At 72.2% G+C, this 25,598-nt stretch carries 22 protein-coding genes; 10 read left to right on the forward strand and 12 right to left on the reverse strand.

From position 1 onward, the window contains the following. Window positions 1-12: 12 nt before the first annotated feature. Window positions 13-1,629 (forward strand): serine hydrolase domain-containing protein, encoded by a 1,617-nt coding sequence (locus tag CFK41_RS15645; RefSeq protein ID WP_096800513.1) that lies wholly within the window; start codon window positions 13-15, stop codon window positions 1,627-1,629. Window positions 1,630-1,660: 31 nt separating this feature from the next. Here the strand turns inward: CFK41_RS15645 and CFK41_RS15650 are convergent, their stop codons facing one another. Next, window positions 1,661-3,007 carry a serine/threonine protein kinase gene (locus CFK41_RS15650; RefSeq protein ID WP_096800514.1) on the reverse strand — a complete coding sequence of 449 codons (1,347 nt, stop codon included), beginning with the start codon at window positions 3,005-3,007 and terminating at the stop codon, window positions 1,661-1,663. A 121-nt stretch (window positions 3,008-3,128) separates the two neighbouring features. On the opposite strand from CFK41_RS15650, the gene CFK41_RS15655 reads away from it, so the two are divergent. Beyond that, window positions 3,129-3,407, forward strand: coding sequence for a hypothetical protein (locus tag CFK41_RS15655; protein ID WP_096800515.1), 279 nt, complete (start codon window positions 3,129-3,131; stop codon window positions 3,405-3,407). 39 nt (window positions 3,408-3,446) lie between these two features. Here the strand turns inward: CFK41_RS15655 and CFK41_RS15660 are convergent, their stop codons facing one another. Together CFK41_RS15660 and CFK41_RS15665 are read right to left on the reverse strand one after the other, a co-directional pair. Next, on the reverse strand, window positions 3,447-4,271 hold the full coding sequence (locus tag CFK41_RS15660; RefSeq protein ID WP_096800516.1) for an alpha/beta hydrolase: 825 nt from the start codon (window positions 4,269-4,271) through the stop codon (window positions 3,447-3,449). A gap of 61 nt (window positions 4,272-4,332) precedes the next feature. Next, a complete protein-coding gene (locus tag CFK41_RS15665) occupies window positions 4,333-5,550 on the reverse strand; it encodes an MFS transporter (protein ID WP_096800517.1) in 1,218 nt (405 codons plus the stop codon). Between the two features lie 202 nt (window positions 5,551-5,752). Between CFK41_RS15665 and CFK41_RS15670 the strand changes: the two genes are divergently transcribed. Then, window positions 5,753-7,699, forward strand: coding sequence for a solute carrier family 23 protein (locus CFK41_RS15670; protein ID WP_096800518.1), 1,947 nt, complete (start codon window positions 5,753-5,755; stop codon window positions 7,697-7,699). A gap of 107 nt (window positions 7,700-7,806) precedes the next feature. Here the strand turns inward: CFK41_RS15670 and CFK41_RS15675 are convergent, their stop codons facing one another. Both CFK41_RS15675 and CFK41_RS15680 read right to left on the reverse strand, forming a co-directional pair. Continuing rightward, a complete protein-coding gene (locus CFK41_RS15675) occupies window positions 7,807-9,393 on the reverse strand; it encodes a solute symporter family protein (protein WP_096800519.1) in 1,587 nt (528 codons plus the stop codon). Beyond that, on the reverse strand, window positions 9,393-9,776 hold the full coding sequence (locus tag CFK41_RS15680) for a DUF485 domain-containing protein (protein WP_227873114.1): 384 nt from the start codon (window positions 9,774-9,776) through the stop codon (window positions 9,393-9,395). The genes CFK41_RS15675 and CFK41_RS15680 overlap by 1 nt, the downstream gene beginning before the upstream one ends. A gap of 438 nt (window positions 9,777-10,214) precedes the next feature. Here CFK41_RS15680 and CFK41_RS15685 point away from each other — a divergent pair, with 438 nt between their 5' ends. Then, on the forward strand, window positions 10,215-11,768 hold the full coding sequence (locus CFK41_RS15685) for an HNH endonuclease signature motif containing protein (protein WP_096800520.1): 1,554 nt from the start codon (window positions 10,215-10,217) through the stop codon (window positions 11,766-11,768). Window positions 11,769-11,813: 45 nt separating this feature from the next. Here CFK41_RS15685 and CFK41_RS15690 read toward each other — a convergent pair whose 3' ends face one another. Both CFK41_RS15690 and dnaB read right to left on the reverse strand, forming a co-directional pair. Next, the gene (locus tag CFK41_RS15690) at window positions 11,814-12,731 is read right to left on the reverse strand and encodes a hypothetical protein (RefSeq protein ID WP_096800521.1); all 918 of its coding nucleotides are present in this window, start codon (window positions 12,729-12,731) and stop codon (window positions 11,814-11,816) included. 42 nt (window positions 12,732-12,773) lie between these two features. Further along, complete coding sequence (dnaB, locus tag CFK41_RS15695; protein WP_151904782.1) at window positions 12,774-14,150, reverse strand: replicative DNA helicase; 1,377 nt, start codon at window positions 14,148-14,150, stop codon at window positions 12,774-12,776. 225 nt (window positions 14,151-14,375) lie between these two features. Here dnaB and CFK41_RS15700 point away from each other — a divergent pair, with 225 nt between their 5' ends. After that, the gene (locus tag CFK41_RS15700; protein WP_096800523.1) at window positions 14,376-14,849 is read left to right on the forward strand and encodes a DoxX family protein; all 474 of its coding nucleotides are present in this window, start codon (window positions 14,376-14,378) and stop codon (window positions 14,847-14,849) included. Window positions 14,850-14,884: 35 nt separating this feature from the next. On the opposite strand, the gene CFK41_RS15705 is transcribed toward CFK41_RS15700, so the two are convergent. The 4 genes from CFK41_RS15705 to CFK41_RS17805 are packed head-to-tail and all read right to left on the reverse strand — an operon-like array spanning window position 14,885 to window position 17,316. Further along, a complete protein-coding gene (locus tag CFK41_RS15705; protein WP_096800524.1) occupies window positions 14,885-15,394 on the reverse strand; it encodes a mycothiol transferase in 510 nt (169 codons plus the stop codon). Between the two features lie 47 nt (window positions 15,395-15,441). Next, window positions 15,442-15,768 (reverse strand): GNAT family N-acetyltransferase, encoded by a 327-nt coding sequence (locus CFK41_RS15710; protein WP_096800525.1) that lies wholly within the window; start codon window positions 15,766-15,768, stop codon window positions 15,442-15,444. Window positions 15,769-15,823: 55 nt separating this feature from the next. Beyond that, window positions 15,824-16,789, reverse strand: a complete 966-nt coding sequence (locus tag CFK41_RS17800; RefSeq protein WP_151904783.1) for a DUF4097 family beta strand repeat-containing protein — start codon at window positions 16,787-16,789, stop codon at window positions 15,824-15,826. 17 nt (window positions 16,790-16,806) lie between these two features. Continuing rightward, window positions 16,807-17,316: a hypothetical protein gene (locus tag CFK41_RS17805; RefSeq protein ID WP_151904784.1), complete on the reverse strand. Its 510-nt coding sequence runs from the start codon at window positions 17,314-17,316 to the stop codon at window positions 16,807-16,809. Between the two features lie 121 nt (window positions 17,317-17,437). Between CFK41_RS17805 and CFK41_RS15720 the strand changes: the two genes are divergently transcribed. Beyond that, complete coding sequence (locus CFK41_RS15720) at window positions 17,438-18,922, forward strand: pyridoxal phosphate-dependent decarboxylase family protein (RefSeq protein WP_151904865.1); 1,485 nt, start codon at window positions 17,438-17,440, stop codon at window positions 18,920-18,922. A 12-nt stretch (window positions 18,923-18,934) separates the two neighbouring features. On the opposite strand, the gene CFK41_RS15725 is transcribed toward CFK41_RS15720, so the two are convergent. Next, window positions 18,935-20,695 carry a hypothetical protein gene (locus tag CFK41_RS15725; protein ID WP_096800527.1) on the reverse strand — a complete coding sequence of 587 codons (1,761 nt, stop codon included), beginning with the start codon at window positions 20,693-20,695 and terminating at the stop codon, window positions 18,935-18,937. 115 nt (window positions 20,696-20,810) lie between these two features. Between CFK41_RS15725 and CFK41_RS15730 the strand changes: the two genes are divergently transcribed. The 4 genes from CFK41_RS15730 (at window position 20,811) to CFK41_RS15745 (ending at window position 25,571) form a co-directional block, all read left to right on the forward strand. Continuing rightward, complete coding sequence (locus CFK41_RS15730; protein WP_227873115.1) at window positions 20,811-21,746, forward strand: hypothetical protein; 936 nt, start codon at window positions 20,811-20,813, stop codon at window positions 21,744-21,746. Between the two features lies 1 nt (window position 21,747). Next, window positions 21,748-22,536 carry a ferritin-like domain-containing protein gene (locus CFK41_RS15735; protein ID WP_096800528.1) on the forward strand — a complete coding sequence of 263 codons (789 nt, stop codon included), beginning with the start codon at window positions 21,748-21,750 and terminating at the stop codon, window positions 22,534-22,536. A gap of 112 nt (window positions 22,537-22,648) precedes the next feature. Next, window positions 22,649-23,827, forward strand: coding sequence for a DUF1611 domain-containing protein (locus tag CFK41_RS17810; RefSeq protein WP_151904785.1), 1,179 nt, complete (start codon window positions 22,649-22,651; stop codon window positions 23,825-23,827). After that, on the forward strand, window positions 23,817-25,571 hold the full coding sequence (locus tag CFK41_RS15745; protein ID WP_096800529.1) for an ABC transporter transmembrane domain-containing protein: 1,755 nt from the start codon (window positions 23,817-23,819) through the stop codon (window positions 25,569-25,571). The genes CFK41_RS17810 and CFK41_RS15745 overlap by 11 nt, the downstream gene beginning before the upstream one ends. The last annotated feature ends 27 nt before the right edge of the window (window positions 25,572-25,598 follow it).

Consider the following 25,598-nt stretch of genomic DNA (forward strand, 5'->3'; position numbering starts at 1 on the left):
ACAGTGGTAGGCATGCCCGAGACCAGCCTGACCTCCCCTGCCACCCGCTCTGCCACCCGCTCTGACGCCCCGGCCGCCGCCCTCGTCGACGCGCTGCCCGCCCCCGTCCTCGCGACCATCGCCGGCCTCTTCGAGACCGCGGTCGCGGAGCACCGCACCTCGGGCGTGACGTGGGCGATCATCGGCGGTCACGGCCATGACCAGGCGGTCCTGGCGCACGGTGCGGCCGGCCATCGCCAGCTCGACGGCGGGCGGCCCGCCGAGGGCACCGGCCCGATGGACCGCGCGACCGTCTCCCGCATCGCCTCGATGACGAAGTCCTTCACCGCCGCCACGATCCTGGCGCTGCGCGACGAGGGCCGGCTGTCCCTGGAGGACCCGATCTCGGCGCATGTCCCCGAGGCCGCCGGGGCCTTCGATCTCGCCCCCGACGAGCGCGAGCCCACTCTGCGCCAGCTGCTGACCATGAGCGCGGGCCTGGTCACCGACAACCCCTGGGGCGACCGCCAGGAGGCGATGACGCGCGAGGAGTTCGCCGCGACCCTGCGCGGGGGCCTCGGCCACGTGCACCAGGTGGGCAGCGGCTTCGAGTACTCCAACACCGGGTTCGCCCTCCTGGGCCGGGTGATCGACGAGGTCACCGGCTCGGACTACGCCAGCGAGATCCGCCGCCGCTTCCTCGCGCCACTCGGGCTGGACGCCACCGGATGGTCCGCCGAGGAGATCGACGAGCAGCACCTGGCCACCGGCCATCGCCTCGCCGACCGCACCGACGCCACCCGCTTCGAGCCGGTGCCGCTGGACTCCCCCGGCGTCTACGGTGCCATGGCCGGGCTGTTCTCCACCGTGGACGACGTCGCCGCCTGGGCCCGGTTCCTCGCCGCGGCCGACGCCCCCGACGCCGCGTCACGGGAGGCCGGCCCCCTGGCCACCGCCTCCCGCCGCGAGATGCAGCAGCTGCATCGCCACCATCCGCTGCCCGCCCTGCCGGCCGATTTCGAGGATCCGGCCCTCCTCTCCCCCGGTTTCGAACGGGTGCGCGGCTACGGGTTCGGCCTGGTCGTCGAGCACTTCCCCGATCTCGGGGACGTTGTCTCCCACTCCGGCGGCTACCCGGGATACGGGTCCTTCATGGTGTGGCACCGCGACTCCGGGGTGGGCGTCGTGGCGCTCGCGAACTCGAAGTACGCCCCGGCCACCTCTCTGTCGATGCAGGCGCTGCGCCTGCTGCAGCGGGAGCTGCCGGCGCTGCTGGCCCGTCGGCCCCTGGAGGCCGCCCCGCGCACCCTCGAGGCGGGCGACGCGGCGCTGACCTGGCTGCACGGTGGCGAGGAGGCGGTCGCCGACTCCTGGTTCGCGGACACCATGGACCTCGACGTCTCGCGGGCGGAGCGTCGGCGTCGTCTCGAGGCGGCTCTGGCCACGGCGGGGCTCGAGGCGAGCGCGATCGCGGCGCTGCGCGCTCAGGACGCCGAGGTGCTGAGCCGTGCCCGCCTGCGCTGGACGGTGCGGGGCAGCGGCACGACCGCGGCCGGCCATCCGCTGTCGCTGCGGATCGAGCTGCTCATGGACCCCCGCGGCTCGGCGCTGATCCAGTCCCTGGACACGATCGCGGTGGCGGTCGGCTGAGCGCCGGCCGAGCCAGCCCGCCGATCCCTCGTCAGGAGGTCGCGGGGCCCTCTCCGTCGGATGCCCCCGGCACCAGACCGGAACCGCCGTCGACCTCGCCGGAGGACGCGACGACACCGCTGACGGCACCGCCGCCCTCGTCGAGCGGCGCGGCGGCCGAGGGATTGTTGAAGACCGCCAGCAGGATGATGGCCACCAGGGCGCCCAGCACGAGCGCCGAGGCGGATCCCAGCACGATCGCGATCATCGTGCTGCGCCGGGACGACTGGTTCTGCCCGGTGCTGCCGGTCGTGGTCTGGGTGCGCGTGTACGGATGCGGGGTGAACGGGGCGCTCGGCGGCGACCCGGCGCCCTGGGGCTGCGGCGCCCCCGCGGCCTGGGGCGGTGTCTGCTGCGCCCATTGCGGGCCGGTCTGCGGCGAGGCCGAGGGGGAGCTGAAGCCCTGCTGGACCCGTCCGGACCGGATCGCCTCCATCGACGGGCCGGAGGATGTCGCCGCCGGACGCTGCGGGCGGGACGCGCCGGGGGCGTTCGCGGGCATCGGCTCGAGCGTGTCCACGAACTGCAGCGGCGTGCCGTCGGCGTGGGTGAGCGGGTAGCCCCGCGGCACGCGCGGCAGGTCCCGGCGCACCGAGTCGGCGTCCTGGTAGCGGTCCTCGGGCTGCGCCGCGACCAGGCGACGGATCACCGCGGAGAGCTTCGGGGTGACGCCCTGCAGGTGCTGGTTCAGCTCCTCGGGCCGGAACGAGCCGTCGTGCAGCTTGATCGGACCGTTCAGCGCGACCATCGCCACCACCCCGGCGGCGTACAGGTCGTGGGAGGGGGCAGGCTCGGCCATCGAGAACAGCTCGGGCGCCATGTACCCCGGGGTGCCGTTGACCATGCCGACGTGCGTGAAGCGCACATCGGTCTCGTGAACCGCGATCCCGAAGTCGGCCAGCCTCGAGGCGGGGAAGGCGTTCCCTCGCGCCTCGAACATGATGTTCGCGGGCTTCACGTCGCGGTGGATCCAGCCCTCGGCGTGGATGTGGGAGAGGCCGTCGAGCAGCTGGTCGAGGATGACCACCACGGCCGGCTCGGCGAGCCGGCCCTTCTTCTTCACCACGGATTCGAGGGTGCCGCCGGAGACCAGCGGCATCGCGATCACCACGTGCTCGTCCTCGGCTCCCCAGCCGTACGGGGTGAGCAGATGCGGATGATCGAAGCTGACGCCCTTCTCGCGCACGAAGCGCATGAGATCGGCCGAGTCCCGCTGGCGCAGCACCTTCGCCGCGCAGAGCTTCTCCGTCTTCGAGTCCCAGGCGCGCCAGACGGACCCGGAACCGCCCTTGGCGATCAGGTCGATGAGCGCGAAGCGCCCGACAATAACGTCAGCCATGATCTTTCCAGCATAACCTCAGGATGCTGGGCGGCGTTATGCTGACGATGCTCTGTGCGTCCCCGGCCACCATCGCGATCGGCCCGGGACATCCGACCGATGACTCGAGGGGGTATGCGCGATGGATGTCGTCCTCGCCTCCCCGACCGTCGCAGGAGCCACCTTCTGGGACCCGGTCCCCTTCTCCTGGCCGATCCTGCTGATCCTGGCCGCCATCTGCCTGCTGCTGACCCTGGCGTTCGTGGTGTGGACGGTGCTGCAGCCGGAGGAGCCCGCGGTGGACACCACCGCCCTGGTGGACGACGCCGTCCGGAAGGACCGCGAGCGGGCGGCGACGATCCGCCGCCGCCTCGATGCGGACACCGGTCGCGCGGACACGTCCGAGCCCGAGCTGCGGTAGCACCTGACGGCTCGGCGCACCGTTCTCAGCGAGCCGCTCTCAGTGCGCGCTGCCCACGGCGCTGCTCGTCCCCATCGCCTCGCGCGCGGCCTCGATGAGGAAGCGGCGCGCCTGCTGGGCGTCGGGCCCGGTGCCCTCGACCGCGATCTGATCGCCGGCGCCGGGGATCTCGAGCATGTGGTGCTCGGCATCGGCCGCGGCGAGGGCGGCGGCGAGCCGACGGGAGTCCTCGACCAGCTCGTCCCGCTCCCCGCTCACCAGGTGCACCGGCGGCAGAGCGGACAGGTCCCCGAGCAGGGGGCTGAGGCGCGGATCGGTGCGCGGCACCGAGCCGGAGTAGAGGCGGGCGGCGGTCCTGCGCAGCTCGCCCGGCTGCTCCTCGCGCTCGAGGTCCGCCCAGGGCGAGCTGAGCAGCACCGCGGCCGGGGAGTCCACGCCGGAGCCGGCGAGGATCTGCGCGACCGCGAGCGCGAGCCCGGCACCGGCCTCGTCCCCGGAGAGCACCCAGCGCCCCGGCCGGAGCACGGCCCCGGAGGAGAGCGCCTCGAGGGCGTGCAGCACGTCCTGGACCGCGGCCGGGAAGCCGTGGCGCGGGGCGAGGCGGTAGTGGATCATCGCGCCCGCCGCGCCGGAGCGACGTGCGGTCTCCTCCAGGAAGTCCCAGGTCCGAGCGCTCTCGCCGGCCACATAGGAGCCGCCGTGGAGATGGACGATGGTCGCGGTGCTCGCATGCTCCGGATCGATCCAGGTGACCGGCACATGCCCGTGACGGCGCCGCTGGACGCGGGCGGGATCCGCGAGGGCTCGAGAGGGCAGGGACGGCCGCTGCGAGGCCAGGATGCGCAGGGTGCGGACAAGGCTCATGGGGTCATCCTCCCATGGATCGGGCCGCTCCTCGCAGGGTTCCGGGCGCTCCCGGCGGAGGTCAGGACCCGATCTCGTGGTCGACCAGCCGCGGCAGCCCCACCCGGAACCCGGCCACGGCCAGCAGCACCCCGGTCCCGGCCAGGAACCACAGCACCCCCGCGGACGAGCCGGTGGCCCCCAGCAGCATGCCCGCGATGATCGGCCCGAGCGCGGCGAGCAGGTAGCCGATCGGCTGGACCATGCCGGAGAGCCGGGCGGTGATCAGCGGCGACCGGGTGCGGGCGGGCAGCAGGGCGATCGCGGTGGGGAAGGCGAAGCCGCCGACCCCCAGCACGCACGCCCACAGCAGCGGGCTGACGGCCGGGGCGAGCAGGAGCCCGAGGTACCCGATCGCGGTGAGCAGGCCGAAGCCGCCCACGATCCAGGGCAGGCCCGGCACCTTCGCGATCACCGTGGGCATCACCATGCCGCCCACCAGGCCCCATCCTGCGATGACCGCGACCAGCACCCCGGCGCGCGCCGGGCTGATCCCGGCCTCGGTGAGGATCTGCGGGAGCATGCCGAACTGCGTGTAGGCGTTCAGCGACTGCAGGGCGAACATGAGCGTGAGCGCGATGGCGGTGGGCGAGCGCAGCAGCGAACCGGGAACCTCGCCGCGCGGCGGGTCGGGCGGGAAATCGTGCCCCGTGCGGGTCAGCACCACGGCCCACACCACCACCGGCACCGCGACCACCATGCCCCAGACGCGCAGCGAGTCCGTCCAGCCGTCGGCCCCGGATCCTGCCATCGGCACCGCGAGCGCCGACCCGGCGGATCCGCCGAGCGCGAGCGTCACGCTGTACAGCGTCATCAGGCCGACGGTGCGGGTGCCGCCGTGCATCTTGATCCAGGCCGGAACGAGCACGTTGCCCAGCGCCGGCCCCAGCAGGCCCAGCACCGACAGCCCCACGAACAGCGCGAACACCTCGGTGGAGGGGCGCAGCAGGAGGCCGAGGGCGACGACCACGAAGGAGGCGACGACGGTGCCGGTCATCCCGAGCCGTCGCGAGACCGGGACCGCCAGCAGGCCCAGGACGCCGAAGATCAGCGGCGGCAGGGCGGTGAGCAGACCGGCGGCGAAGGGCCCCTGGCCATAGGCGTCGACCACCTCCGACATCAGCGGGCCGACGCTCGTCGCGCCCGGTCGCAGGTTCACGCCGACCACGAGGACGGCGAGCGCCGCGAGCAGCAGGCCGAGGGGGCGCCGGCTCGGACGGGACGGGATGGGGGTGCTCACCCGTCCCTTCTACTCCTCCCGCGGAGACCACGGCCACAGGACGCGGCCGCGGGATGACACGGATCTCACGTCCAGCCCCCGGCCCCGGAGGGACCGCGTCCCGCGTGGGGGCCTACGCTGGAACGCGGTTCGTTCCGCCCTCCTCCGCTCCCCGCTCCCCACGTCGACCGAGGCCCTCGCTCGACGGACCCCAAGGACTCCGATGACCTCCGCAGCAGCCCCTGCCTCCCCGTCCGGCACCGCCGCACCGACCCGCCACCCGGTCGACCAGGTGCCGCCCGTCGGCCGCCTCTCGGTGCTCTCCCTCCAGCACGTGCTGGCCTTCTACGCCGGCGCCGTGATCGTGCCGCTGCTGATCGCCTCGGGCCTGAACCTCACCCCCGAACAGACGATCCACCTCATCAACGCGGACCTGTTCACCTGCGGCATCGCGACCCTGATCCAGTCCGTCGGCTTCTGGAAGGTGGGCGTGCGCCTGCCGATCATCCAGGGCGTGACCACCACGGCCGTGAGCCCGATCATCGCGATCGGCCTCGCCGCGACCGGCGGCGAGGGCGGCGTCGAGGGCCTGCCGATGATCTACGGCTCGATCATCGTGGCGGGCCTGTTCACCTTCCTGGTCGCCCCGTACTTCGCACGGATCCTGCGGTTCTTCCCGCCGGTGGTCATCGGCACCGTGCTGACCACGATGGGCATCACGCTGCTGGGCGTCTCCGCCGGGGACATCACCAACTACGCCGAGGGCACCCCCGCCGCGCGCGACATCCTCTACGCGCTCGGCACCCTCGCGATCATCGTGCTCGTGCAGCGGTTCTTCCGCGGCTTCCTCGGCACGATCGCGGTGCTGCTGGGCCTCGTGATCGGCACCGCGGTGGCCGTGCTCCTGGGCGACACCTCCTTCAGCGGCGTCACCGAGGCCTCCGCCTTCGGGGTCACCACGCCCTTCTACTTCGGCATCCCCACCTTCTCGGCGACCGCGATCATCTCGATGATCATCGTCATGCTGATCACGATGGTGGAGACCACCGGCGACGTCTTCGCCGCGGGCGAGATCGTGGGCAAGCGGATCCGCCCGAAGAACATCTCCGAGGCGATCCGGGCCGACGGCCTCTCCACCCTGCTGGGCGGCGTGCTGAACTCCTTCCCCTACACCTGCTTCGCGCAGAACATCGGCCTGGTGCGCCTGACCCGCGTGAAGTCCCGCTGGGTGGTCGCCGGGGCGGGCGCGATCATGATCGTCCTCGGCGTGCTGCCGAAGGCCGGCGCCGTGGTCGCCGCGATCCCCTCCCCCGTGCTCGGCGGCGCCTCGCTGGCCCTGTTCGCCTCGGTGGCGCTGGTGGGCATCCAGACCCTGTCGAAGGTGGACCTCACCGACAACCGCAACTCCGTCATCGTCGGCACCTCGCTGGGCCTGGCGATGCTGGTGAGCTTCAAGCCCGACATCGCCGGGGTGTTCCCCGCGTGGGCGCAGGTGTTCGTCTCCTCCGGCGTGACCGTCGGCGCGATCACCGCGATCGTGCTCAACCTGGTGTTCTTCCACATCGGCCGCCAGCGCGGCTCCATGGTCACCACCACCGCCGCCGGCCGACGGATCGGCATCGTGGACGTGGGCGAGATGGACCGCGAGACCTTCGTGGGCACCTTCGGCTCCCTGTTCAACGGGGCGACCTGGCCGCTCGAGCGGGCCTGGGAGTCGCGGCCCTTCGAGGACGCCCCCGCCCTGCGTGCAGCGATCGAGGACGCGGTGCTCACCGCGGAGCGCGCCGAGCAGGACGACCTGGTGCGCGCCTACCCGGATATGGCCACCCTGGTCACGGCCGACGAGGAGCAGGCCGGGTCGATCAGCCAGGACGTGGGCTCCTTCGCCCTGGAGAACCTCACCGACGAGGACGTCCTCGCGGTGCGGGACCTCTCCGCCCGGTACGAGGAGAAGTTCGCGATGCCCTTCGTCGCGTTCCTGGGCCGCACCGACTCCTTCGCGAAGATCATCGAGGACGGCGTGCGCCGCCTGGACCACTCCCCCGAGCACGAGCGCCGCGTGGCGCTCACCGAGGTCGCCGAGATCGCCGGGGACCGCTTCGGGATCATGGTCGCCGACGCCAACCCCGTCGGCACCGCCTGGATCCGGAAGTTCGAGTCGCTGCAGTAGGTCCTTGACCGCACCCCCACCCGGGTCAGGGCGACCAGAGCGACGAAGCGGGGGGAATGGCTGGTCCATTCCCCCCGCTTCGTCACGCCGGCGCAGCCCAGCAGGGCTCAGTGCTCGACGGTGGCCTTCTCGGAGCCGGCACCGGTCATGGAGCGCACCTCCATCTCGGCCTGCTTGAGCTCATTGCGCTCCGGCGAGGTCACCGAGCCGAGCCAGCCGAGGAAGAAGCCCAGCGGCACCGACACGATCGCCGGGTTCGTCAGCGGGAACCAGGCGAAGTCGGCGCCGGGGATCATCGCCTTCTCCGCGCCGGAGACCACCGGCGAGAACGCGATGAGCACGATCGCGCTGATCAGGCCGCCATAGATGCTCCACAGGGAGCCGCGGGTGTTGAACCGCTTCCAGTACAGCGAGTACAGGATCGAGGGCAGGTTCGCGCTGGCCGCGATCGCGAAGGCGAGGGAGACCAGGAAGGCGACGTTCTGCTCGGCGGCGAGGATGCCGCCCACGATCGAGACCGCACCGATCACCAGGGCGGTGCGCCGCGCGACCTTGATCTCCTTCTTGGGGTCGGCCTCGCCGTTCTTCAGCACGCCGTTGTAGATGTCGTGCGCGAAGCTGGCAGAGGCGGTGATCGTCAGCCCTGCGACCACCGCGAGGATCGTCGCGAAGGCCACCGCGGAGATGATGCCCATCAGCACGGTGCCGCCGACGGCGTAGGCCAGGGCGGGGGCGGCCGAGTTCGAGCCGCCGGGCAGCTCCCCGATGGTGTCCACACCGACCATGTACGCGGCGGCGAAGCCGAGCACGAGGGTGCACAGGTAGAAGAATCCGATCAGGGCGATCGCCCAGACCACCGAGCGTCGGGCCTCCTTCGCCGTGGGCACGGTGTAGAAGCGCATGAGCACGTGCGGCAGCCCGGCCGCGCCGAACACCAGCGCGATCGCGAGGGAGACGAAGCCGAGCTTCGAGGAGCCCGAGGTGCCGTACTGCAGCATCGGCTCGAGGATCGCGGACCCGTCGGGATGGGAATCCACCGCCCGGCCGAGCACGGCCGAGAGGTTGAAGCCGTTCAGCGCCAGGATCCACACGGTCGTGACGCCGACGGCGGTGATCAGCAGGATCGCCTTGATGATCTGCACCCAGGTGGTGCCCTTCATGCCGCCGATGAGCACGTAGGCGATCATCACCACGCCCACCACGGCGATCACGAGCGACTGGCCCACGCGGCCCTCGATGCCGATGAGCAGCGAGACCAGGGCGCCGGCGCCGGCCATCTGGGCGAGCAGGTAGAAGAAGGTGACCGCGAGGGTGGAGGTCGCGGCGGCGGTGCGCACGGGACGCTGCCGCATCCGGAAGCTGAGGACGTCCGCCATCGTGTACTTGCCGGTGTTCCGCAGCGGCTCGGCGACCAGCAGCAGCGCCACCAGCCAGGCCACGAGGAAGCCGACGGAGTAGAGCAGGCCGTCGTAGCCGTACAGCGCGACCGCGCCGACGATGCCGAGGAACGAGGCGGCGGAGAGGTAGTCGCCGGCGATGGCGATGCCGTTCTGCCGCCCGGAGAAGGCGCGGCCGCCGTGGTAGAAGTCGCTGGCCGACGTGGTGGTCCGCGAGACGCGGATGACGACCACGAGGGTCACCACCACGAAGACGAGGAAGATCGAGATGTTCAGGATCGGGTTGCCGAACTCCATCAGAGATCACCCTCCAGCTCGGCGCGGATCCGGGAGGAGATCGGATCCAGCGACTTGTTCGCGTGACGGATGTACAGCCAGGTGATCAGGAAGGTCATGGCGAACTGGCTGAACCCGAGGATGATCCCGAGGTTCAGGTTGCCGATGATCTGCAGGGACATGAAGCCCTCGGCGTAGGTCGAGAGCAGCACGTACGCCAGGTACCAGACCAGGAAGGCGACGGTCATCGGGATCGCGAAGCCGCGGAAGCTGCGGCGCAGGCGGCCGAACTCCTCGGACTGCTGCACGGCGAGGAACTGCTCGGCGGTGGGTGAGGTCGGGTCGACCCCGGCCGATGTCGGCTCCGGGGACGCGTTGGGGGACGCGGGTGACGAGGTGGTCACGGGCACAACTCCTTCGTTCTGCGGGGACCTGCTGCGAGGTGCGGGCACCTCATTCGGAGAGACAGTAGCAGTCATGACGCAGGCCACACAGGGTTTCGGGCGAGACCGCGACCAGGGCCGATACGGGCAGGCGGGCGACGGCGGCCGAGTTTCGATCCGCATCCGCTGGTGACGCCGGGCGCGATGGTGGAGATTTCGAGCTGGTGGATCCGCGGTCCCTCCGGAGGGCGCGACCGACGGGCCGGGCATGTCGCTCGCGGCCCTCGACGGGCGCGGTGGAGTCCGCGGCCGACGACACCGGCAGCGCATCCTCGGGCGATGGCCCCGGCATCACGCCCGCAGCCGCGGACCGACTCCGTGGACCCGCGCCGCCGTCTGTCACACCCCCGCGTTGTACTGGACCCGACGCTCAGAGTCGACGTCCACCAGGAGACCGCGATGATCCGCCCCTCACCGACCGACGATCCTTCGACCCCGCCGGAGCCCGAGGCCCGGGCGCGGCTCACGCGCTCCGATGCCGAGGAGCTCGGCACGCGGATCCAGCAGCAGGCCGCCCTGATCGCCGAGGCCACATGCGAGCTGCTGCTGATGGTCGGCGAGTTCGAGGCCGGTGACGGCCTGAGCTGGTTCTCGGGCCTGAAGTCCACGGCGCACTGGCTCTCCTGGTCCTGCTCGATGTCTCCGGGCACCGCCCGGGAGCATGTGCGGGTGGCACGCGCCCTGTCCTCGATGCCGCTGACGGTGGCCGAGTTCCGTGCCGGCAGGCTCTCCTACTCGAAGGTCCGCGAGATCTCCCGGGTGGTCGGCCGCTGCGACGAGGAGCTCCTCGTGGATCTCGCGCGGTCCATGACCGCCGCGCAGCTGGCCCGCACCATCGCCTCCTTCCGCGCGATCGACGGCAGCCGGCTGGGCCAGGACGCCGTGCGCCAGGCCCGCTGGCAGGTGCGCGAGGACGGCATGGTCGAGGTCCGCGCGCTCCTGCCCGCGGAGATGGGCGCCGAGGTGGTCACCGCGCTCGAGCTCGCCCTCGACCGCGACGGCTCGGCCCCGCCGTCGGCTGATCCATCGGCCGGCGCGTCGGCCGGCCCGTCAGCCGGGGCCCCTGCACAGCGCTCGACGCGCCCGATCGCCCACGTGGACGAGCTCTCGGCGGAGGAGATCGCCGAGCGCTCTGCGGAGATCACCACCTCGGCGACGCTCGAGCAGCGCCGGGCCGATGCCCTGGTCAGCGTGGCCCGCACCTTCCTCGACGCTGAACCCGATGACCGCTCGGGCGAGGACCGTCACCTGGTGATCGTCCAGGTCAGCGCGGAGGCGTTGTCCCGAGACGTTCCCGCGGGAACGCCTGCCGACGAGGACGCATCGCGATCGCACCCGTCGTCGCGGGACGTTCCCGCGGGAACGCCCGAGGTCTGCGGAGTGCTCGGAGCGGGCCCGCTCGAGGTGAGCACCGCCGAGCGTCTCGCCTGCACCGGCCAGGTCGCGGTCTCGATCACCGACGCCGGGGGCGAGATCCTCCACCTGGGCAGATCCCGGCGGCTCGCCTCCCGCGCCCAGCGTCGAGCACTGCGCCTGCGGGACGGGACCTGCTGCTTCCCCGGCTGCCACCAGTCGCAGCATCTCGACGCGCATCACGTGGTCCCCTGGTCAGAGGGCGGCCCCACCGACATCGACGGCCTCGCCCTGCTGTGCCGCCGCCATCACGTGATGGTCCACGAGGGCGGTCTGCGCCTGATCCAGGAGAACCCCGACGCCCCGACCTCGACGGGCCGACGCTTCGCGGTGGTCGACTCCGCAGGACGCCCGGTGCAGGCACGATGGCCCGCGATGCTCGAGAGCCTCGCGTTCCGTCGGATCACGGACGAGCCGCTCGGCCCGTCGCAGCCGGACGCCGACCCCGAGCGCATCGCCTCGACGACGGGCGGGGAGGGCTTCCGCCTCGCGGACTGCGTGGACGCACTCTGCGGCAATGCCGTGGAGCTCGCCGCCTGACCTGAGAAGAGCAGCGGGGCGACCAAGTAAGAGCATCGGTCCTACTCAGAACCTTCCAGGCACCCACCGTTCACGGGGTGGATCAACTTGCGCCAGGGTGGCGTCGCGCGTGTAACGGTAGAAGATGACCTCGTCATCAATAGGTGCATTCACCGCCTCACGAAGACCCCAACGCCATTTCTTCTCCCCGTGCTCCCACTCTCGGCGATCGACGGGCGCTTGATGCGGAGTCACGGTCCACACAGTCGCGATGCGCTCGGCCGCCCTCCTTTCGACGACCAGACGAAACCCATTGTTCTCCCGGATCTTTGCCCGCCAGAGCGACGAGCGGTCGTACCGCGGATCACGAAGACTCTGGACCTCATCTGCCACTCGCTCCCAGAAGCTGCCTCTAGGAATCTGGAGCTCCTCATCCTTCGCACGTGGTTGCTCAGCAGCGATATAGAGCTGGCGCCACTGGTCGATCGAACGGCGGTCGACCCAGACGAAATCCAGACTTCCATTCGCCGCAACTGTCATATGCTGCTGTTCCTCACCGTCGATGAGGAACAGACTCTGGTTTTGCAGCGGGTACCTCACTTCATCCGCCCACGATCCCTTGTACGTCACCAACATCTGACTCGAGCGCTGATTGACGAGCCGCCCCCGCAGCACAATCTCCGCATGCAGTCCCATGGAGCTCGCTTCGTTCAGCGTGACCAATGCTTCTCGCGCAACACCTGCATCAGTCGCACCTCCCGGCGTCAGGACGATCCCACTTGACGACCAACGATATTCGACCTCGTCGAGCTCCAACATCGCGCTGGGCTCCGCCTCGCCCACCAAACTCTGGTAGGAGAGCTGAGCTTGGACCTCAGCGATTTTCGCTGAGCTACGAGAAGCTCGGCTGGACCTCACAGCCGCGATGGCGGCCACAACCGCGACGATCACGCTGCCGATGCTGATCATGAGTTCCGCAGTCATGCCCGTTCCCCTTCGCGTCTCTGGACGGCGCCTCGCGACGCGTCAGCCGCTGAAGCCGCCGGAGCCCGCCATGTCCTTGAACCGGGAGTAGTGGCCCTCGAAGGCGACCGGGATGGTCTTGGTGGCGCCGTTGCGGTGCTTGGCGATGATGAGGTCCGCCTCGCCGGCGCGGGCGGACTCCTTCTCGTAGTAGTCCTCGCGGTGGATCAGGAGGATGACGTCGGCGTCCTGCTCGATCGAGCCGGACTCTCGCAGGTCGCTCATCATCGGAGTCTTGTCGGTGCGCTGCTCGCTGCCTCGGTTCAGCTGCGAGATCGCGATGACCGGCACGTTGATCTCCTTGGCCAGCAGCTTCAGGGCACGGGAGAACTCCGAGACCTCCTGCTGGCGGGACTCGACCTTCTTGCCCGAGCTCATCAGCTGCAGGTAGTCGATGACCACGAGCTGGAGGTCGTGCTTCTGCTTGAGCCGGCGGCACTTCGCACGGATCTCCATCAGGGACATGTTCGCGCTGTCGTCCATGAACAGCGGTGCGTCGGCGATGCGGCTCATCGCGCGGGCCATGGCCTGCCAGTCGCGGTCGTCCATCGAGCCGTCGCGCATGCGGTTCATCGGCACCTGCGCCTCGGCCGAGAGCAGACGCATCGTGATCTCGGTCTTGTCCATCTCCAGGGAGAAGATGACGCTGGCCTTGCCGTTGTGGATCGAGGCGGAGCGCAGCACGTCCATGCCCAGGGTCGTCTTGCCCATGGCGGGACGGCCCGCGAAGATGATCATCTGGCCGCCGTGGAGGCCCTGGGTGAGCTCGTCGAACTCGGCGAACCCGGTGGGCACGCCCGTGACCTGGCCGCCACGGTTCTGGGTCGCCTCGATCGCGTTGAGGGTCTCGTCGATCACCTCGCCGAGGGCGAGGAAGTCCTCGCTCTGGCCGCGCTCGGTGACGGAGTAGATCTGGGCCTGCGCCTCGTTGATGACCTCGTCGACCTCGCCGCCGTCGGCCGCATAGCCGAGCTGCACGATGCGGGTGCCGGCCTCGACGAGGCGGCGCAGCTGGGCGCGCTCGACGACGATCTCGGCGTAGTACCCGGCGTTCGCCGCGGTGGGGACCATGTCGATGAGATCCGCGAGGTAGGCGCCGCCGCCCACGCGCTGCAGCTCGCCGCGCTTGGAGAGCTCATCGGAGACCGTGACCAGGTCCGCCGGCTCACCACGGCCGTAGAGGTCGATGATCGCCTCGTAGATCATCTCGTGGGCGGGTCGGTAGAAGTCGTTGCCCCGCACCGTCTCGACGACGTCGGCGATCGCGTCCTTGGACAGCATCATGCCGCCCAGCACGCCGCGCTCGGCGGGGAGGTCCTGCGGCGGGGTGCGCTCCAGACCGCGATCGGGTCCGGCTTCGAAGGCTTCGGTGGATGTCACCGGTCCAGTGTAGGAAGTCCGGTGCGGCGGGGACACCCGACCGCCGTCGAGGGGGACCAGGGTCATGCGATGCCGCCCGACGGCGACGTTGGGGAGGAACGGTCGAATTGTCGGAACCGCCGACGTCCCGGCGTGACCTGAGCCTCTCCGCGCTCCGCGGCCTCTCGCTTCTGATTGACGCTTCACTTACCTTGTGCGGACTGCACCCCGACGAAAGGACCTCCCATGGCCCTCCACCGCACCGCCGGACCCGTCCGCGACATCGGCCTGCTCATCGCCCGCGTCGTCCTCGGCGCGATCTTCCTCGCCCACGGCTATCAGAAGGTCGTGCAGTTCGGCCTGCCCGGCGTGACCGAGAGCTTCCGCGGAATGGGCGTGCCCGCCGCGGAGATCGCCGGACCGATCGTGGCCTACGCCGAGCTGGTCGGCGGAGCCCTGCTGGTCCTGGGCGCTCTCACCACGATCGTCGGCCTGGTCCTCGCGATCGACATGGCCGTGGCCGCAGTGCTCGTGCACCTGCCGGCCGGGATCTTCATCGACAACGGCGGCTGGGAGCTCGTCGGCGCCCTGGGGGCGGGCGCCCTCGCCCTCGCCGCCATGGGCGCCGGGCGCTACTCGGTGGACCGCCTGCTGCGCGGCGGGAAGCGCCGCGGCCGCTCAGGCTCCACCTCGACGCACGCCGCCGGCGTCACCGACTGAGGCAGGTCGGGGCCCCTCCCCCGCGCTGATCGCTGTCAGCCGCGCTCCGGCATGCCCAGCGCGTAGGCGGCCTGGGCGATGTGCTGGATGGCGTCGTCCACGATGCTCACCAGGCGGGCGCCGCGGGTGACCGGCGGATCCCATTGCTCGTCGATCACGTCCTCGAGGTCAGGGGTCGTGACCATCTCGAGGTAGCTGTCGATCGCGGCGAGCGCGGCGTCGACGTACTCGAGCAGGCCCTCGGCGTCCTCGACGAGGATCCGGCGCGCCTCGGCCGAGGAATGGCCGTAGCCCACGGAGTCCCCGATCTCGCCGAGGTCGAAGCGGTCGGCGAAGCCGCGCGTCGTCCACACCTCCTCGTCCCCGGAGAGCGCGGAGAGCTGCACGTCGATCTCGCGGCCGGTGTGCCAGAGCAGCCAGGCCACCGAGTTGTCATGACCGCCGGGGCGGGCGTTCAGCGTCACGGAGTTGAGGTCCGGGCGCAGCCGCTCGGCGGCGTCGCGGGGGCGGGAGACGAGGTCACGGAGGATGTCGAGGGCGTCCATGGGCACGACGCTACTCGGTGCGCCACGGATGCGCCGACCCCCGTGGCTCAGTCGTCGACGATCACGCCGCCCGCCTGCTCGGGATGGCGCAGCAGCCAGCTCTCCACGAACGGGCAGATGACCAGCACGGGAAGGGACGCGGCCCGCGCCTCGGCGAGCACGGTGCGGACCAGGACGGAGGCCACTCCCTCGCCGCGGTGCGCAGGATCGGTGACGGTGTGGACCAGCTCGAACCTCCGACGGGTGCGCTGGTAGATCAGGATGCCGACGACCTCGCCGCCGCGCACCGCCTCGTACCGCTCGGCGCGCGCGTTGTCGCGCACGGCGATCTCCTCGTCGGGCCCATGGGTGTGTTCGTCGACGTCGATGGACATCCTCCCGCTCCCTCCCGCTCGCTGACTCCACGGTACGGCAGGGGGAGGAGGCCTGTCAGGAGCCCTGGGGCACGGGGTCTGCGCGCATCACCCGGAGGTCGCCCTTGCCGGAGCGCGCCTCGATCTCGAGGGTGCGCTCGGCGTCGCCCGCTCCGTCGGTCGGGGTCAGCTGCACGTCCCGGTCGCCGAGCCCGGTCGCGAGATCCACCCGCGCGGCGGTGCCGGGAGCCACGCGGATCGTGACGTCACCCAGACCCGTACGGACCGCGAGGTGACCGCTGACCGCCCGGCGCACCTCGACGTCGCCGACACCGGTGGTGACCGACGTTCGGCCGGAGATCTCCTCGAGCACCACATCACCCGGCCCCGTCGTGACCGAGAGCAGTCCCGTCGTCGGACCGACGGCGATGTCGCCGGCACCGGTGGTCAGCCGGGTCTCCTGCTCAGCCCCGCGATGCAGGGTGATGTCGCCGGCTCCGGCGCGCACCTCCACCCGGTCGAGCACGCCGTGCACGCGGACGTCGCCCGCACCGCCATGGACCATCACCCCGGAGCCGTGCGGGACCAGGACCGTGATGTCCAGCGAGCCGGCGAGGCCTCGGACCCCGCGGGTCGCGGACCGCAGTCCGGTCGCCAGCCTGTCGGCCCACGAGGTGCCGTCGTCGTCGCGACCGAGACCTCGCAGCATGCTGCTGACGGAGTCGCCGATCGCGTGCGCCGCATCGGAGGCGGTGTCGATGGACAGCCGGCCGGACTCGAAGCGGACACGCATCTCCCGCACCAGCTCCCGACCGTCCTGACCATGGGGAGTCAGCTCGACCCTCACCGCGGTGCCATGCTCCGCGCGCACGACGATGTCGCCGCGCAGTCCCTGGATCGCGGCGTCGATCGGGCCGGTCGCGGAGAACTCGTGGACGACGGACCCGTCCTCGCGCTCGGAATGGGGTGACGGCTGAGGATGGAGGGAGGGCTCGGGGTGCGGCTCGGGGTGCGGCTCGGACTGCGGGGCGTGATCGGTCATGACGTTCTCCTGGTTTCTCAGAGGTACCAGCCGCTGGTGCGGCCGGCTCCATGGACGGACGCGGTGGGTGCAGGGCGATCGAGGTGGGCGGTGAGGGCGCGGACGAGGTAGGTGTTCAGGCTCAGCGCCTCGTCGGCAGCGGCACGCTCGAGGCGGGACTTGAGCTGCTGCGGGGGCCGGAAGGTGACGCGCGAGGCCGGGGAGTCCGGGTCGCCCTCCGCCGCGGGTGCGGGCGGGACCGGCGGCGCCTCGGGTGCCGGCGGCGGAACCTGGGCGGAGGCGGGGGCCGGCGGGACCACACGCACCTCGAGCTCGCCGCCGAGGAGCGCCAGATCGACCCGTCCCGGGGCGAGATCGGCGGAGACCTCGGCCGCGACCTGGGTGATCGCGTCCTGCAGGGCGAGGCGCAGGGCGGGCTCGAGCGAGATCGAGAGCAGCTGGGCGGCCCGCTGGGTGGAGTCGTCGCCGACGGCCGCGCTCGCGGCGAGCTGCTCCTGGACGGAGCGGGTGAGGGTTCTCAGATCCATGGCTCCATGGTGACGCCATAGTGACGTCACGTCAAGGCCTGGCTGGCGTCAGAGTGGTTCCGTGGCGTCGGAGGCGTTCCGCTCCCCCGCCGTCCCGGCGCGTGGCACCATGCTCTCCGTGATGCAGACGCCCGCGCCCCGTGACCCTCATTCCGTCGACCCCGCCCGAGACGCCGGGAACGCAGGAGACGCCGAGCGCACCGCCTTCTCCGAGGCGTCCGATGCGCTGCAGCGCCACCGCGACCCCTCCCCCGTGTGGGGCGACGAGCGCGAGGCGGTGAGCCTCGCCCTGGAGTGGGCGGCGGCGCATGCCACCGTCGCCACCGACCCGAAGACCACCGCCCGCAGCGCCTCCGCCCTGCACGAGGCCGTGGGCGCGACCATCACCGGCGACGGCATCGGCGCCGCCCGGGCGATGGAGCTGTTCGACGAGGTGCTGCTGCCGGCGACGCGCTCCTCCGAGGACCCGATGAACCTCGCCTACATCCCCGCCGCGCCCACCCGGGCCGCGGTCGCCTTCGACACCGTCGTCTCCGCGGCGAACGTGTTCGGCGGGATCTGGGAGAACGGCGCGGGGGCGATCTTCGCCGAGAACCAGGTGCTGCGCTGGCTGAGCGATCTGCTGGGCTGGCCCGAGGACTCCGCCGGGGTGTTCGTCTCCGGCGGCACCACCGGCAACCTCTCGGCGCTCGCCACCGCCCGCGACCACGCCCTGCGCACCCGCGGCCGACGCCCCGAGGGCGGCTGGGCCCTGGCCTGCGCGTCGACCGCGCACTCCTCGATCTCCTCGGCCGCGCGCCTGCTGGACATGGACGTCGTCACCGTCGCGGTGGACGACCGCGGCCATCTCACCGGCCCTGCCCTCGAGCAGGCCCTCGAGGCCGACCCCCGGATCTGCGCGGTCGTCGCCTCGGGAGGCACCACCAACGCCGGGATCGTCGACGACCTCGGGCCCGTCGTCGAGGCGGCGCACCGGCACGGCGCCTGGGTCCACGTCGACGGCGCCTATGGCGGTGCGGCCCTCGCCGCCCCGAGCGCCCGCGGCCGCTTCGACGGCATCGAGCAGGCGGACTCGTTCATCGTCGATCCGCACAAGTGGCTGTTCGCCCCGTACGACTGCTGCGCCCTGATCTACCGGGACGCGCGCCCGGCCGCTGCCGCGCACTCCCAGCACGCCGCCTACCTCGACTCGATCGACCGCGGGGAGTCCAACCCGGCCGACCTCGCCGCGCATCTCTCGCGCCGCACCCGGGGCCTGCCCCTGTGGTACTCGCTGGCCACCCACGGGACCGACGCCTATGCGCAGGCCGTGGAGCGCTGCCTGGACTCGGCCCGCACCGTCGCCCGCGCGATCCAGGAGTCGGAGCACCTCGAGCTGCTGCTCGAGCCCGAGCTGTCCGTGGTGGTGTTCCGCCGTCCGGGCTGGACCCCCGCCGCCTATCGCCGCTGGTCGCAGCGCCTCGCCGCGGAGGGGACGATCCTCTGCGTGCCCACGGCCTTCCAGGGCGAGGTCGCGCTGCGTCTCGCCTTCGTGAACCCCTCCACGGATCCGCAGGCCGTGATCGAGGTGCTGCGCTCCACGATGCTCGAGGCCGACGGGGCCTGAGAGCCGCGCCGGTCAGGCGCCCTGACCGAGCGCTCCCAGCAGCTCGTCCATGCGGTCCACGTCCTCCTCGCGGCCGAGGTCGACCCACCCCTCGCGCGCGGCCCGTGCCGCGGCGAGCGCAGGCTCGGTCATCCCGCGCTCGGCCAGGAGATGGGCCCGGCGATCCTCGAGGTAGACCCTCCAGTACCGGGCGCGATCCTCGTGGCCGGGTGGGTGCTCGTCGACCGCCTCCAGCGCCTCGCGGTGCCGGGGCTCGAAGACGTCCTCGGCCCCCGGCTCGCCCCGGGAGATCGCCGCGCCGACGGCGAGGAACCGGCCGACGAGGGCGTCGACCCGGTGATCCCAGAGCAGCTCCGCCGGCAGCACCGACCGCCCCCAGCCGGGCCGGGTGCGGCGCTGGATGGCCCGCACCGCGACCTCCACGGCGTCGGTCCGGCCGAGGTCCAGTGCCCGGCGCATCGCGAGCGCGTTGGCCTGCAGCTCCGTGCGGATCAGGCCGCCCTGCGCGGAGACCGGAGTCGCGAGGTCGTCGGCGAGCCAGCGGGCCTGCTCGGCCATCGCCCGCAGCTCGCGCAGGGACGCGGCGTGATCACCGGTGCGCTCGTGGAGGCTCGCGGCGAGCCGGGCGATCTCCAGCAGCGCGGGGTGATCACGGCCCTCCCGGGCGATGCGTCGGGCCTGCTCGAGCGGCACCCAGGCGGCGTCGTACCGCTCGGCCTGGACCCGCTGCGCCGCCACGGCCGTCAACGGGGCGGTGCGCAGCGCGTCCCGGCCGAGCGTGCGCTGCAGCGAGGCCAGACGGCCCGCGGTGAAGGTGGATTCAGGCACGGCCCCCACGGCCATCAGCGCCTGCAGCAGCGAGGTGATCAGCCCGATCCGCAGCGGCGGGTCCTCGACGCCGGGCATCAGCTCGAGGGCTTCGAGGGCGTGGTGCACGGCGTGGAGGGGGCGCTCCGGACCGAGCGTGCGGGCCAGCAGCGCATGCGCGGACGTGCCGAGCCGGGAGGGGTCCGACTCCGGGACGGCGGCGTCCCGCTCGGAGAGCAGATCGAGGGTGTCGAGCGCCGCCGTGGTCGCCGCGGAGAACTGTCCCGCCCCCTCGAGGGCCTGGGCGAGACGCAGTCGCAGCTCCGGCTCCGGGTCGACCAGCAGACGATCGCGGACGACCGGCAGCGCGGCGAGCGCGGCGCGCAGCCGGGCGGCGTCCCCGCGCGGATCGGGCGGGACCCCTCGCAGACCTGCGGCGGCCGATCGCTCGAGGGCGCGGACCACCAGGAGCATCTCCGTCGAGGCGGGGAGGGCCTCGCCCCGTCGGCGGCCGTGCGCGACCGGCGTCTCCTCGGCAGCGGTGCGGGCCCGAGCCGTGGCCAGGCGCTCGAAGGGCCCCTGCTCGAGCAGGACGGCGAGGACCGCCGTCGCCTGCTCCCCGGATCCGCTGCGCCGGAGCAGGGTGGTCAGGTCCACCGCGTCCCGTGCCATGTCGTCGTCGGTCCCGGCGATGGTCGCCCCGTGCAGGGCGGCGCGCAGCAGGGCGAACCGGTCCTCGGGCGGGGCGGGGCGGTCGCGGAACTCCTCGGCGAGCGCCCGTGCCTCCCGCGGGCGTTCGGCATGGAGGAGATCGTTGACCCGCCCGGCGGCCTCGCGTGTGCTCCGCGGGCTCGGCAGCGGGAGCTCCGCCGGTCGCAGCGCCGCCCGGAGTCGATCGAGGCTCGGCAGCTCGTCCCCCTCCGGCACACCGGCGGGGACCGGGAGCGAGGTGGTGCCGAAGGTCATCACGATCCGAACCTACCAAGCGGCGACTCCCGGCGAGCTGACAGCTCCGCTTCCATACAATGGCCACAGCACGCAGGAAGCACACGCGCCGGAGAATGCGCAGAAGATGAGGTGGATGGTGTCGGTCGACCTGACCGCGGACGCCGAGACGACCGGAACGGCGACGAGCACGCCTGATCCCCATGCCACGATCCCCGTCGACGGCCCCTTCGCCGGCCATCTCCACTTCGACGCGAGCGTCACCCCGACGCTCCGCACCGAGGTCGACGTCGACGCCTATGTGCGCCGTGGAACGGGCCGCCTGCCGGTCGAGCTCGCGCTGCTCGAGGCCGAGGAGCCGCTGGGGGCGGAGCTCCGCCGGGCGCTCGGCGTGCTGCAGCGGCTCGAGGCCTCCGCTCTCGCGGAGTCCCGGGCGATGCTCGCCACCGCGACCGGGAACGAAGCCCGGATCACCGCGTTCCTGGCGACCTGGATGGTGGATCGCCACTGGCAGTCCCGCGCCCTGCGCGATCTGCTCACCGGCGACCACGCCACCGACCGACCGCTCCCCCAGCGTCGCCCCGGCACCGCGCACATCCTGCGCCGCCTGCACGTCGACCGGCTCCAGCCGCTGCTCAGCCCGCTGTGGACGGGCCTGGCCGGGGAGGCGACGGCGGCCGGTCATATGGCCCGCCTCGCGATCCAGGAGACCTCGCTGCAGGCCTCCCTCCGCGCCGCCACGCGGCGGCTGGGCGGAGAGGCCCGTCGCGTCACCGAGGTGGTCGCCCACCGTCACCAGGCGGCGGTGGACTTCTTCACCGCCGAGGCGATCGCGCGCCTGACCCGCTCCCCCCGCGAAGCGGTCACGGCGCGGGTGATGCTCTCGCTGTCCTCCCCGCTCGACGGCGGCGGGGTGCCCGACCCCGACCTGCGGGAGGCGCTGGCGACACTCGGCGCCACCGCGACGGATCGCGCTGCCCTTCGTCGCGCCCGGTACGAGATCACGCGGCTGCTGCCCGGCCCTGATCTCCCGGACGCCCACCTCCTCTCGCTGCCCCGGAACGGTGTGTGACATGGCCTTCGACCTCGACCGCTTCGCGGAGAGCTCGGTCCCCGTCAAGTACGAGGACCTCGACTTCTCCGTCTTCGAGACCCAGCCGCTGGACGCCCAGACCCTGCGCTCGCTGCGCTACATGTGCGACGTCGAGTTCCACACCTCCTGCTTCCTGCGCGACCTGCTGGTCACACCCTCGCACCGGGAGGAGGAGGCGGGCGGCTTCATGACCATGTGGAACCGCGAGGAGTTCTGGCACGGCGAGGCGCTGTCGATGGTGCTCGCTCGCCACGGGATCGTCGTGGACTACGACGAGATCAAGGCCAAGCGCGTCAAGCTCGGCTGGACCGGGGCGCTCGGCCCGCTCAAGCAGTCCGTGCTCTCGAACCTCGCCGGCACCGACTTCGTCGCCGTGCACATGGTGTGGGGCGCGGCCAACGAGCTCTCAGCGGTGGCCGCGTACCGTCGGCTGTCGGCGCTGACCGACCACCCGGTCCTGTCCCCGCTGCTGCAGCGCATCGCCCAGCAGGAGACCCGTCACGTCGCCTTCTACACCACCCAGGGGCGCGAGCGGCTGGCGGCCTCCGAGGCCGCGCAGAAGGTGGTGCGCCTGGTGATGTCCCGGGTCTGGAAGCCCGTGGGCAGCGGGATGATGGACGACTCCGAGGTCGTGCACGTCATGAACCACCTCTTCGGCGGTCGGTCCGATGAGCTGGACAAGCTCGACTCGCGGATCCAGAAGCTCCCCGGGCTGGACGGCCTGACCATCTTCCGCAACGCCTTCGCCCGCCTCGGGATCCCCGCCTGAGACTCCTCTCATCATCGGCTCATGACGACTTCATGAGCCGCCGGTTCACTGCTCCTCGTACGGCACGGACACCCCGTCCTCGCCACGGAACGACGCTCACGAGGAGCCCCCGATGACGATCCTGAACCACAAGACCTCCCCCCGCACCGCTTCGGCCCCCGCTGCGCAGCCCTCGTCCGGGATCGAACCGGCTCCCGAGAGCGTGCGCAGCCGCGTCGAGCGCGCCAAGCACGCCTTCTCCACCCGGAACGTCGGAGCCTTCCTGCGCCGCGCCGGCAGCGTCGAGCTCATCACCGGCGACCACGCACCCCAGGCGGGTGAGGTGGTGCTGGCCCGGGTGACCTCGCTCGGCCACCACAGGCGGCTCGAGAGCCCCGTCTCCCGGCGCCAGGCCCTGTTCGTGGGCGACGAGATCGTGGTCGCCTACGGCAGCCGCTACGCCGCGGACCAGTTCCTGGCCACCGTCCCCGAGGATCTGGGCCCCGCGCACCTCGCGGCCGCCGGCGGCCTCGCCTCGCGGGTCCTCGAGCGTCACGACAAGGTCTCCGACGCGACGCGGATCGAGCCCGTCGGCGTGCTCCGCGATGAGCACGGGCCGATCACCCTGGCCCGGGCCGCCGCCCACCCGGTGGTCCGCGGCATCGCCCGACGCACGGAGCGACCCGCCCATCAGGTGCCGGTGATCGCGGTGCTGGGGACCTCGATGAACTCCGGCAAGTCCACCGTGCTCGCCGAGCTGGCCCACGGCCTCGCCGCCGCCGGGCTGCAGGTCGCCGCCGGCAAGGCGACCGGCACCGGCGCGGGCAACGACTACAACCTCTTCCTCGACGCGGGCGCCCACCGGGTCCTGGACTTCACCGACTTCGGCTACTCCTCCACCTTCCAGGTGGAGTTCGACGAGGTGCGCGACCTGTTCCTCTCGATGGCCGACGAGCTCGCCGGCGGCGGCGCCACCCGTCCCGACGTGGTGCTGATCGAGATCGCCGACGGCGTCTACCAGGGCGAGACCACCCGCCTGCTCGCCGATGAGGAGTTCGGCCGTGTGGTGGACCGCGTCCTCTTCGCCGCCGGCGACGCGCTCGGCGCCGTCGGAGGGGTCGGGGCCCTCGGCGACCTGGGCCGTCGCCCCTGGGCGGTCTCCGGCGTGGTCACCAGCTCGCCGCTGGCCACCGCGGAGGCCCGTCACGCCCTGGACGTGCCGGTCATCCCCACCTTCGATCTGGGGACCGCCGAGGTCGCCCGGGGCCTGGTCGCCGATCTGGTCGAGGGGACGAGCGCCGATGCGGCGTGACCGCGAACCGGTCGAGCTCGCCAACGGGCTGCTGAAGCACGCCCCGCCCCTGCCCCCGCTTCTGCGGGGCCGGCGGCGGGGCTGGCTCGTGACCCTGGTGCTGCTGGGGCTGGGGCAGGCCGCGCTCGGCGCGCTCTCGGCGTGGGCCCTGGTCAAGCTCCAGGACGCGCCGACAGGAACCTCCGAGCTGCTGCTGCGGGCGCTGGCGCTGCTGATCCTGGCGGCGCTGGCGATCGGCGCCCTCGCGGTGCACGAGCGGGTGGTGTCGGAGAAGCTCGGCCAGGACTACGTCCATCAGCTGCGACTCACCCTGCTGGGCGACGCGCTCACGCCCGGGCACACCACGTCGCTGGGTGTGACCGTCGCCCGCACCACCAACGACCTCTCCGGGGTGCGCAACTGGATCTCCCAGGGCATCGCCCCGCTCACCGTGGCGGTCCCGCTCATCGGCGGCAGCCTGATCACTCTCGCGGTGCTCCACCCCTACCTGGCCGTCGCGATGGCGACGCCGCTGGTGGTGCTGGGCGGGTGCCTGCTGGTGTGGGCGCGCACCGCGCTGATCAAGACCCGGCAGATGCGGCGCACGCGGGGCCGTCTCGCCTCCCGCATCGCCGACACCGTCACCGCCTCCGACGGCATCCTCGCCTCGGGGGGCATCAAGCGGGAGCTGCGCGGGATCCGCGACGCCTCCGGGTCGCTGGTCGAGATCGCCGTGGACCGGGCCGAGACCGTCGGCACCATCCGTGCCGGCGGCATCGTCGCCTCCACGCTGACCACCCTGATGGTCGCGGCCACCGGCACCTATCTGGGCCTGCCCTCCGGGATCACGATGGCGGCGATGGCGGTGGCGGGGATCGCATCGACCCCGGTGCTCGGGATCGGTCGGATCGTCGAGTACCGCCAGACCTACCGCTCGGCCCGCATGGTGCTGGGACCGGCGCTGGCCGGCGCCGAGCAGCGCCGCTCCCGGGCCCGGGAGCGTCGCCGGATCTCCGCCCGCGTCGACGCCCCGGAGGCCGTCGCCGCCGGGACCGTGGTCGCGCACCTGGCCCTTCCCGGCCTCACCGGGGAGGCGGCTCCGGTGCGCGGCGGCCGCCGGAGCCGGGTGCGGCTGGTCTCCGAGGATCCGCGTGCTCCGCGCGAGTTCATCCGACGGGTCTTCGAGCTCGCTCCCGGCCCGGAGGACGGGCGCCCCGACGCGCTGTGGGTCGACGGCGAGAACCTGCGCGCGGTCCCCTCGAAGCGGGCCCGCACCCTGGTGGGTCTCGCCGCGGCCGGGACCGTCTTCGAGCAGGGCACGGTCGCGCGCGCCCTGCACTACCGCCGCCCCGACCTCGACGCCGCCCATGACCAGGAGATGCTGGACCTGGTGGGACTGGACATCGCCGCCATGCCGCGCGGCGCCCGCACGAAGCTGCGCCGCGGCGGCGATCCGCTCAGCCGCTCGGACCGTGCGCGTCTGACCCTCGCCCGGGCGCTGTACGGGAACCCTCCGGTGCTGTTCGTCGACGGCCTCGAGGGCGACCTCGACGACTCCGGCAGGCGGATGCTCGAGCACGTGCTGGACACCTACGACGGGCTGGTGGTGATGGTCTGCTCGGACCAGCTCGCCGAGCGCCTCGGCGCGCAGGAGCACGTCCTGGAAGCGGCCCACGGGCATGATGCGGCCGACGGGCAGGATCCGGTGACCATCGGCGCCCATGGCCGGTCCCGGCGCGACGAGGACGCCGACGAGGACGACTGACGGGGCGGCACGGGGAACCCGCTGCGG

This window comes from Brachybacterium ginsengisoli (assembly GCF_002407065.1).
GTDB classification, from domain to species: Bacteria; Actinomycetota; Actinomycetes; order Actinomycetales; family Dermabacteraceae; genus Brachybacterium; species Brachybacterium ginsengisoli.

Coding starts and splice junctions, on each gene's coding strand:
- CFK41_RS15670 (WP_096800518.1), top strand. CDS start 5,753: ATGACCTCCGCAGCAGCCCCTGCCTCCCCGTCCGGCACCGCCGCACCG.
- CFK41_RS15650 (WP_096800514.1), bottom strand. CDS start 3,007: ATGGCTGACGTTATTGTCGGGCGCTTCGCGCTCATCGACCTGATCGCC.
- CFK41_RS15710 (WP_096800525.1), bottom strand. CDS start 15,768: ATGTCCATCGACGTCGACGAACACACCCATGGGCCCGACGAGGAGATC.
- CFK41_RS15725 (WP_096800527.1), bottom strand. CDS start 20,695: ATGACCTTCGGCACCACCTCGCTCCCGGTCCCCGCCGGTGTGCCGGAG.
- CFK41_RS15645 (WP_096800513.1), top strand. CDS start 13: ATGCCCGAGACCAGCCTGACCTCCCCTGCCACCCGCTCTGCCACCCGC.
- CFK41_RS15745 (WP_096800529.1), top strand. CDS start 23,817: ATGCGGCGTGACCGCGAACCGGTCGAGCTCGCCAACGGGCTGCTGAAG.
- CFK41_RS15720 (WP_151904865.1), top strand. CDS start 17,438: ATGCAGACGCCCGCGCCCCGTGACCCTCATTCCGTCGACCCCGCCCGA.
- CFK41_RS15655 (WP_096800515.1), top strand. CDS start 3,129: ATGGATGTCGTCCTCGCCTCCCCGACCGTCGCAGGAGCCACCTTCTGG.
- CFK41_RS15705 (WP_096800524.1), bottom strand. CDS start 15,394: ATGGACGCCCTCGACATCCTCCGTGACCTCGTCTCCCGCCCCCGCGAC.
- CFK41_RS15660 (WP_096800516.1), bottom strand. CDS start 4,271: ATGAGCCTTGTCCGCACCCTGCGCATCCTGGCCTCGCAGCGGCCGTCC.
- CFK41_RS17805 (WP_151904784.1), bottom strand. CDS start 17,316: ATGGATCTGAGAACCCTCACCCGCTCCGTCCAGGAGCAGCTCGCCGCG.
- CFK41_RS15685 (WP_096800520.1), top strand. CDS start 10,215: ATGATCCGCCCCTCACCGACCGACGATCCTTCGACCCCGCCGGAGCCC.
- CFK41_RS17810 (WP_151904785.1), top strand. CDS start 22,649: ATGACGATCCTGAACCACAAGACCTCCCCCCGCACCGCTTCGGCCCCC.
- CFK41_RS15690 (WP_096800521.1), bottom strand. CDS start 12,731: ATGACTGCGGAACTCATGATCAGCATCGGCAGCGTGATCGTCGCGGTT.
- CFK41_RS17800 (WP_151904783.1), bottom strand. CDS start 16,789: ATGACCGATCACGCCCCGCAGTCCGAGCCGCACCCCGAGCCGCACCCC.
- CFK41_RS15675 (WP_096800519.1), bottom strand. CDS start 9,393: ATGGAGTTCGGCAACCCGATCCTGAACATCTCGATCTTCCTCGTCTTC.
- CFK41_RS15700 (WP_096800523.1), top strand. CDS start 14,376: ATGGCCCTCCACCGCACCGCCGGACCCGTCCGCGACATCGGCCTGCTC.
- CFK41_RS15735 (WP_096800528.1), top strand. CDS start 21,748: ATGGCCTTCGACCTCGACCGCTTCGCGGAGAGCTCGGTCCCCGTCAAG.
- CFK41_RS15730 (WP_227873115.1), top strand. CDS start 20,811: ATGGTGTCGGTCGACCTGACCGCGGACGCCGAGACGACCGGAACGGCG.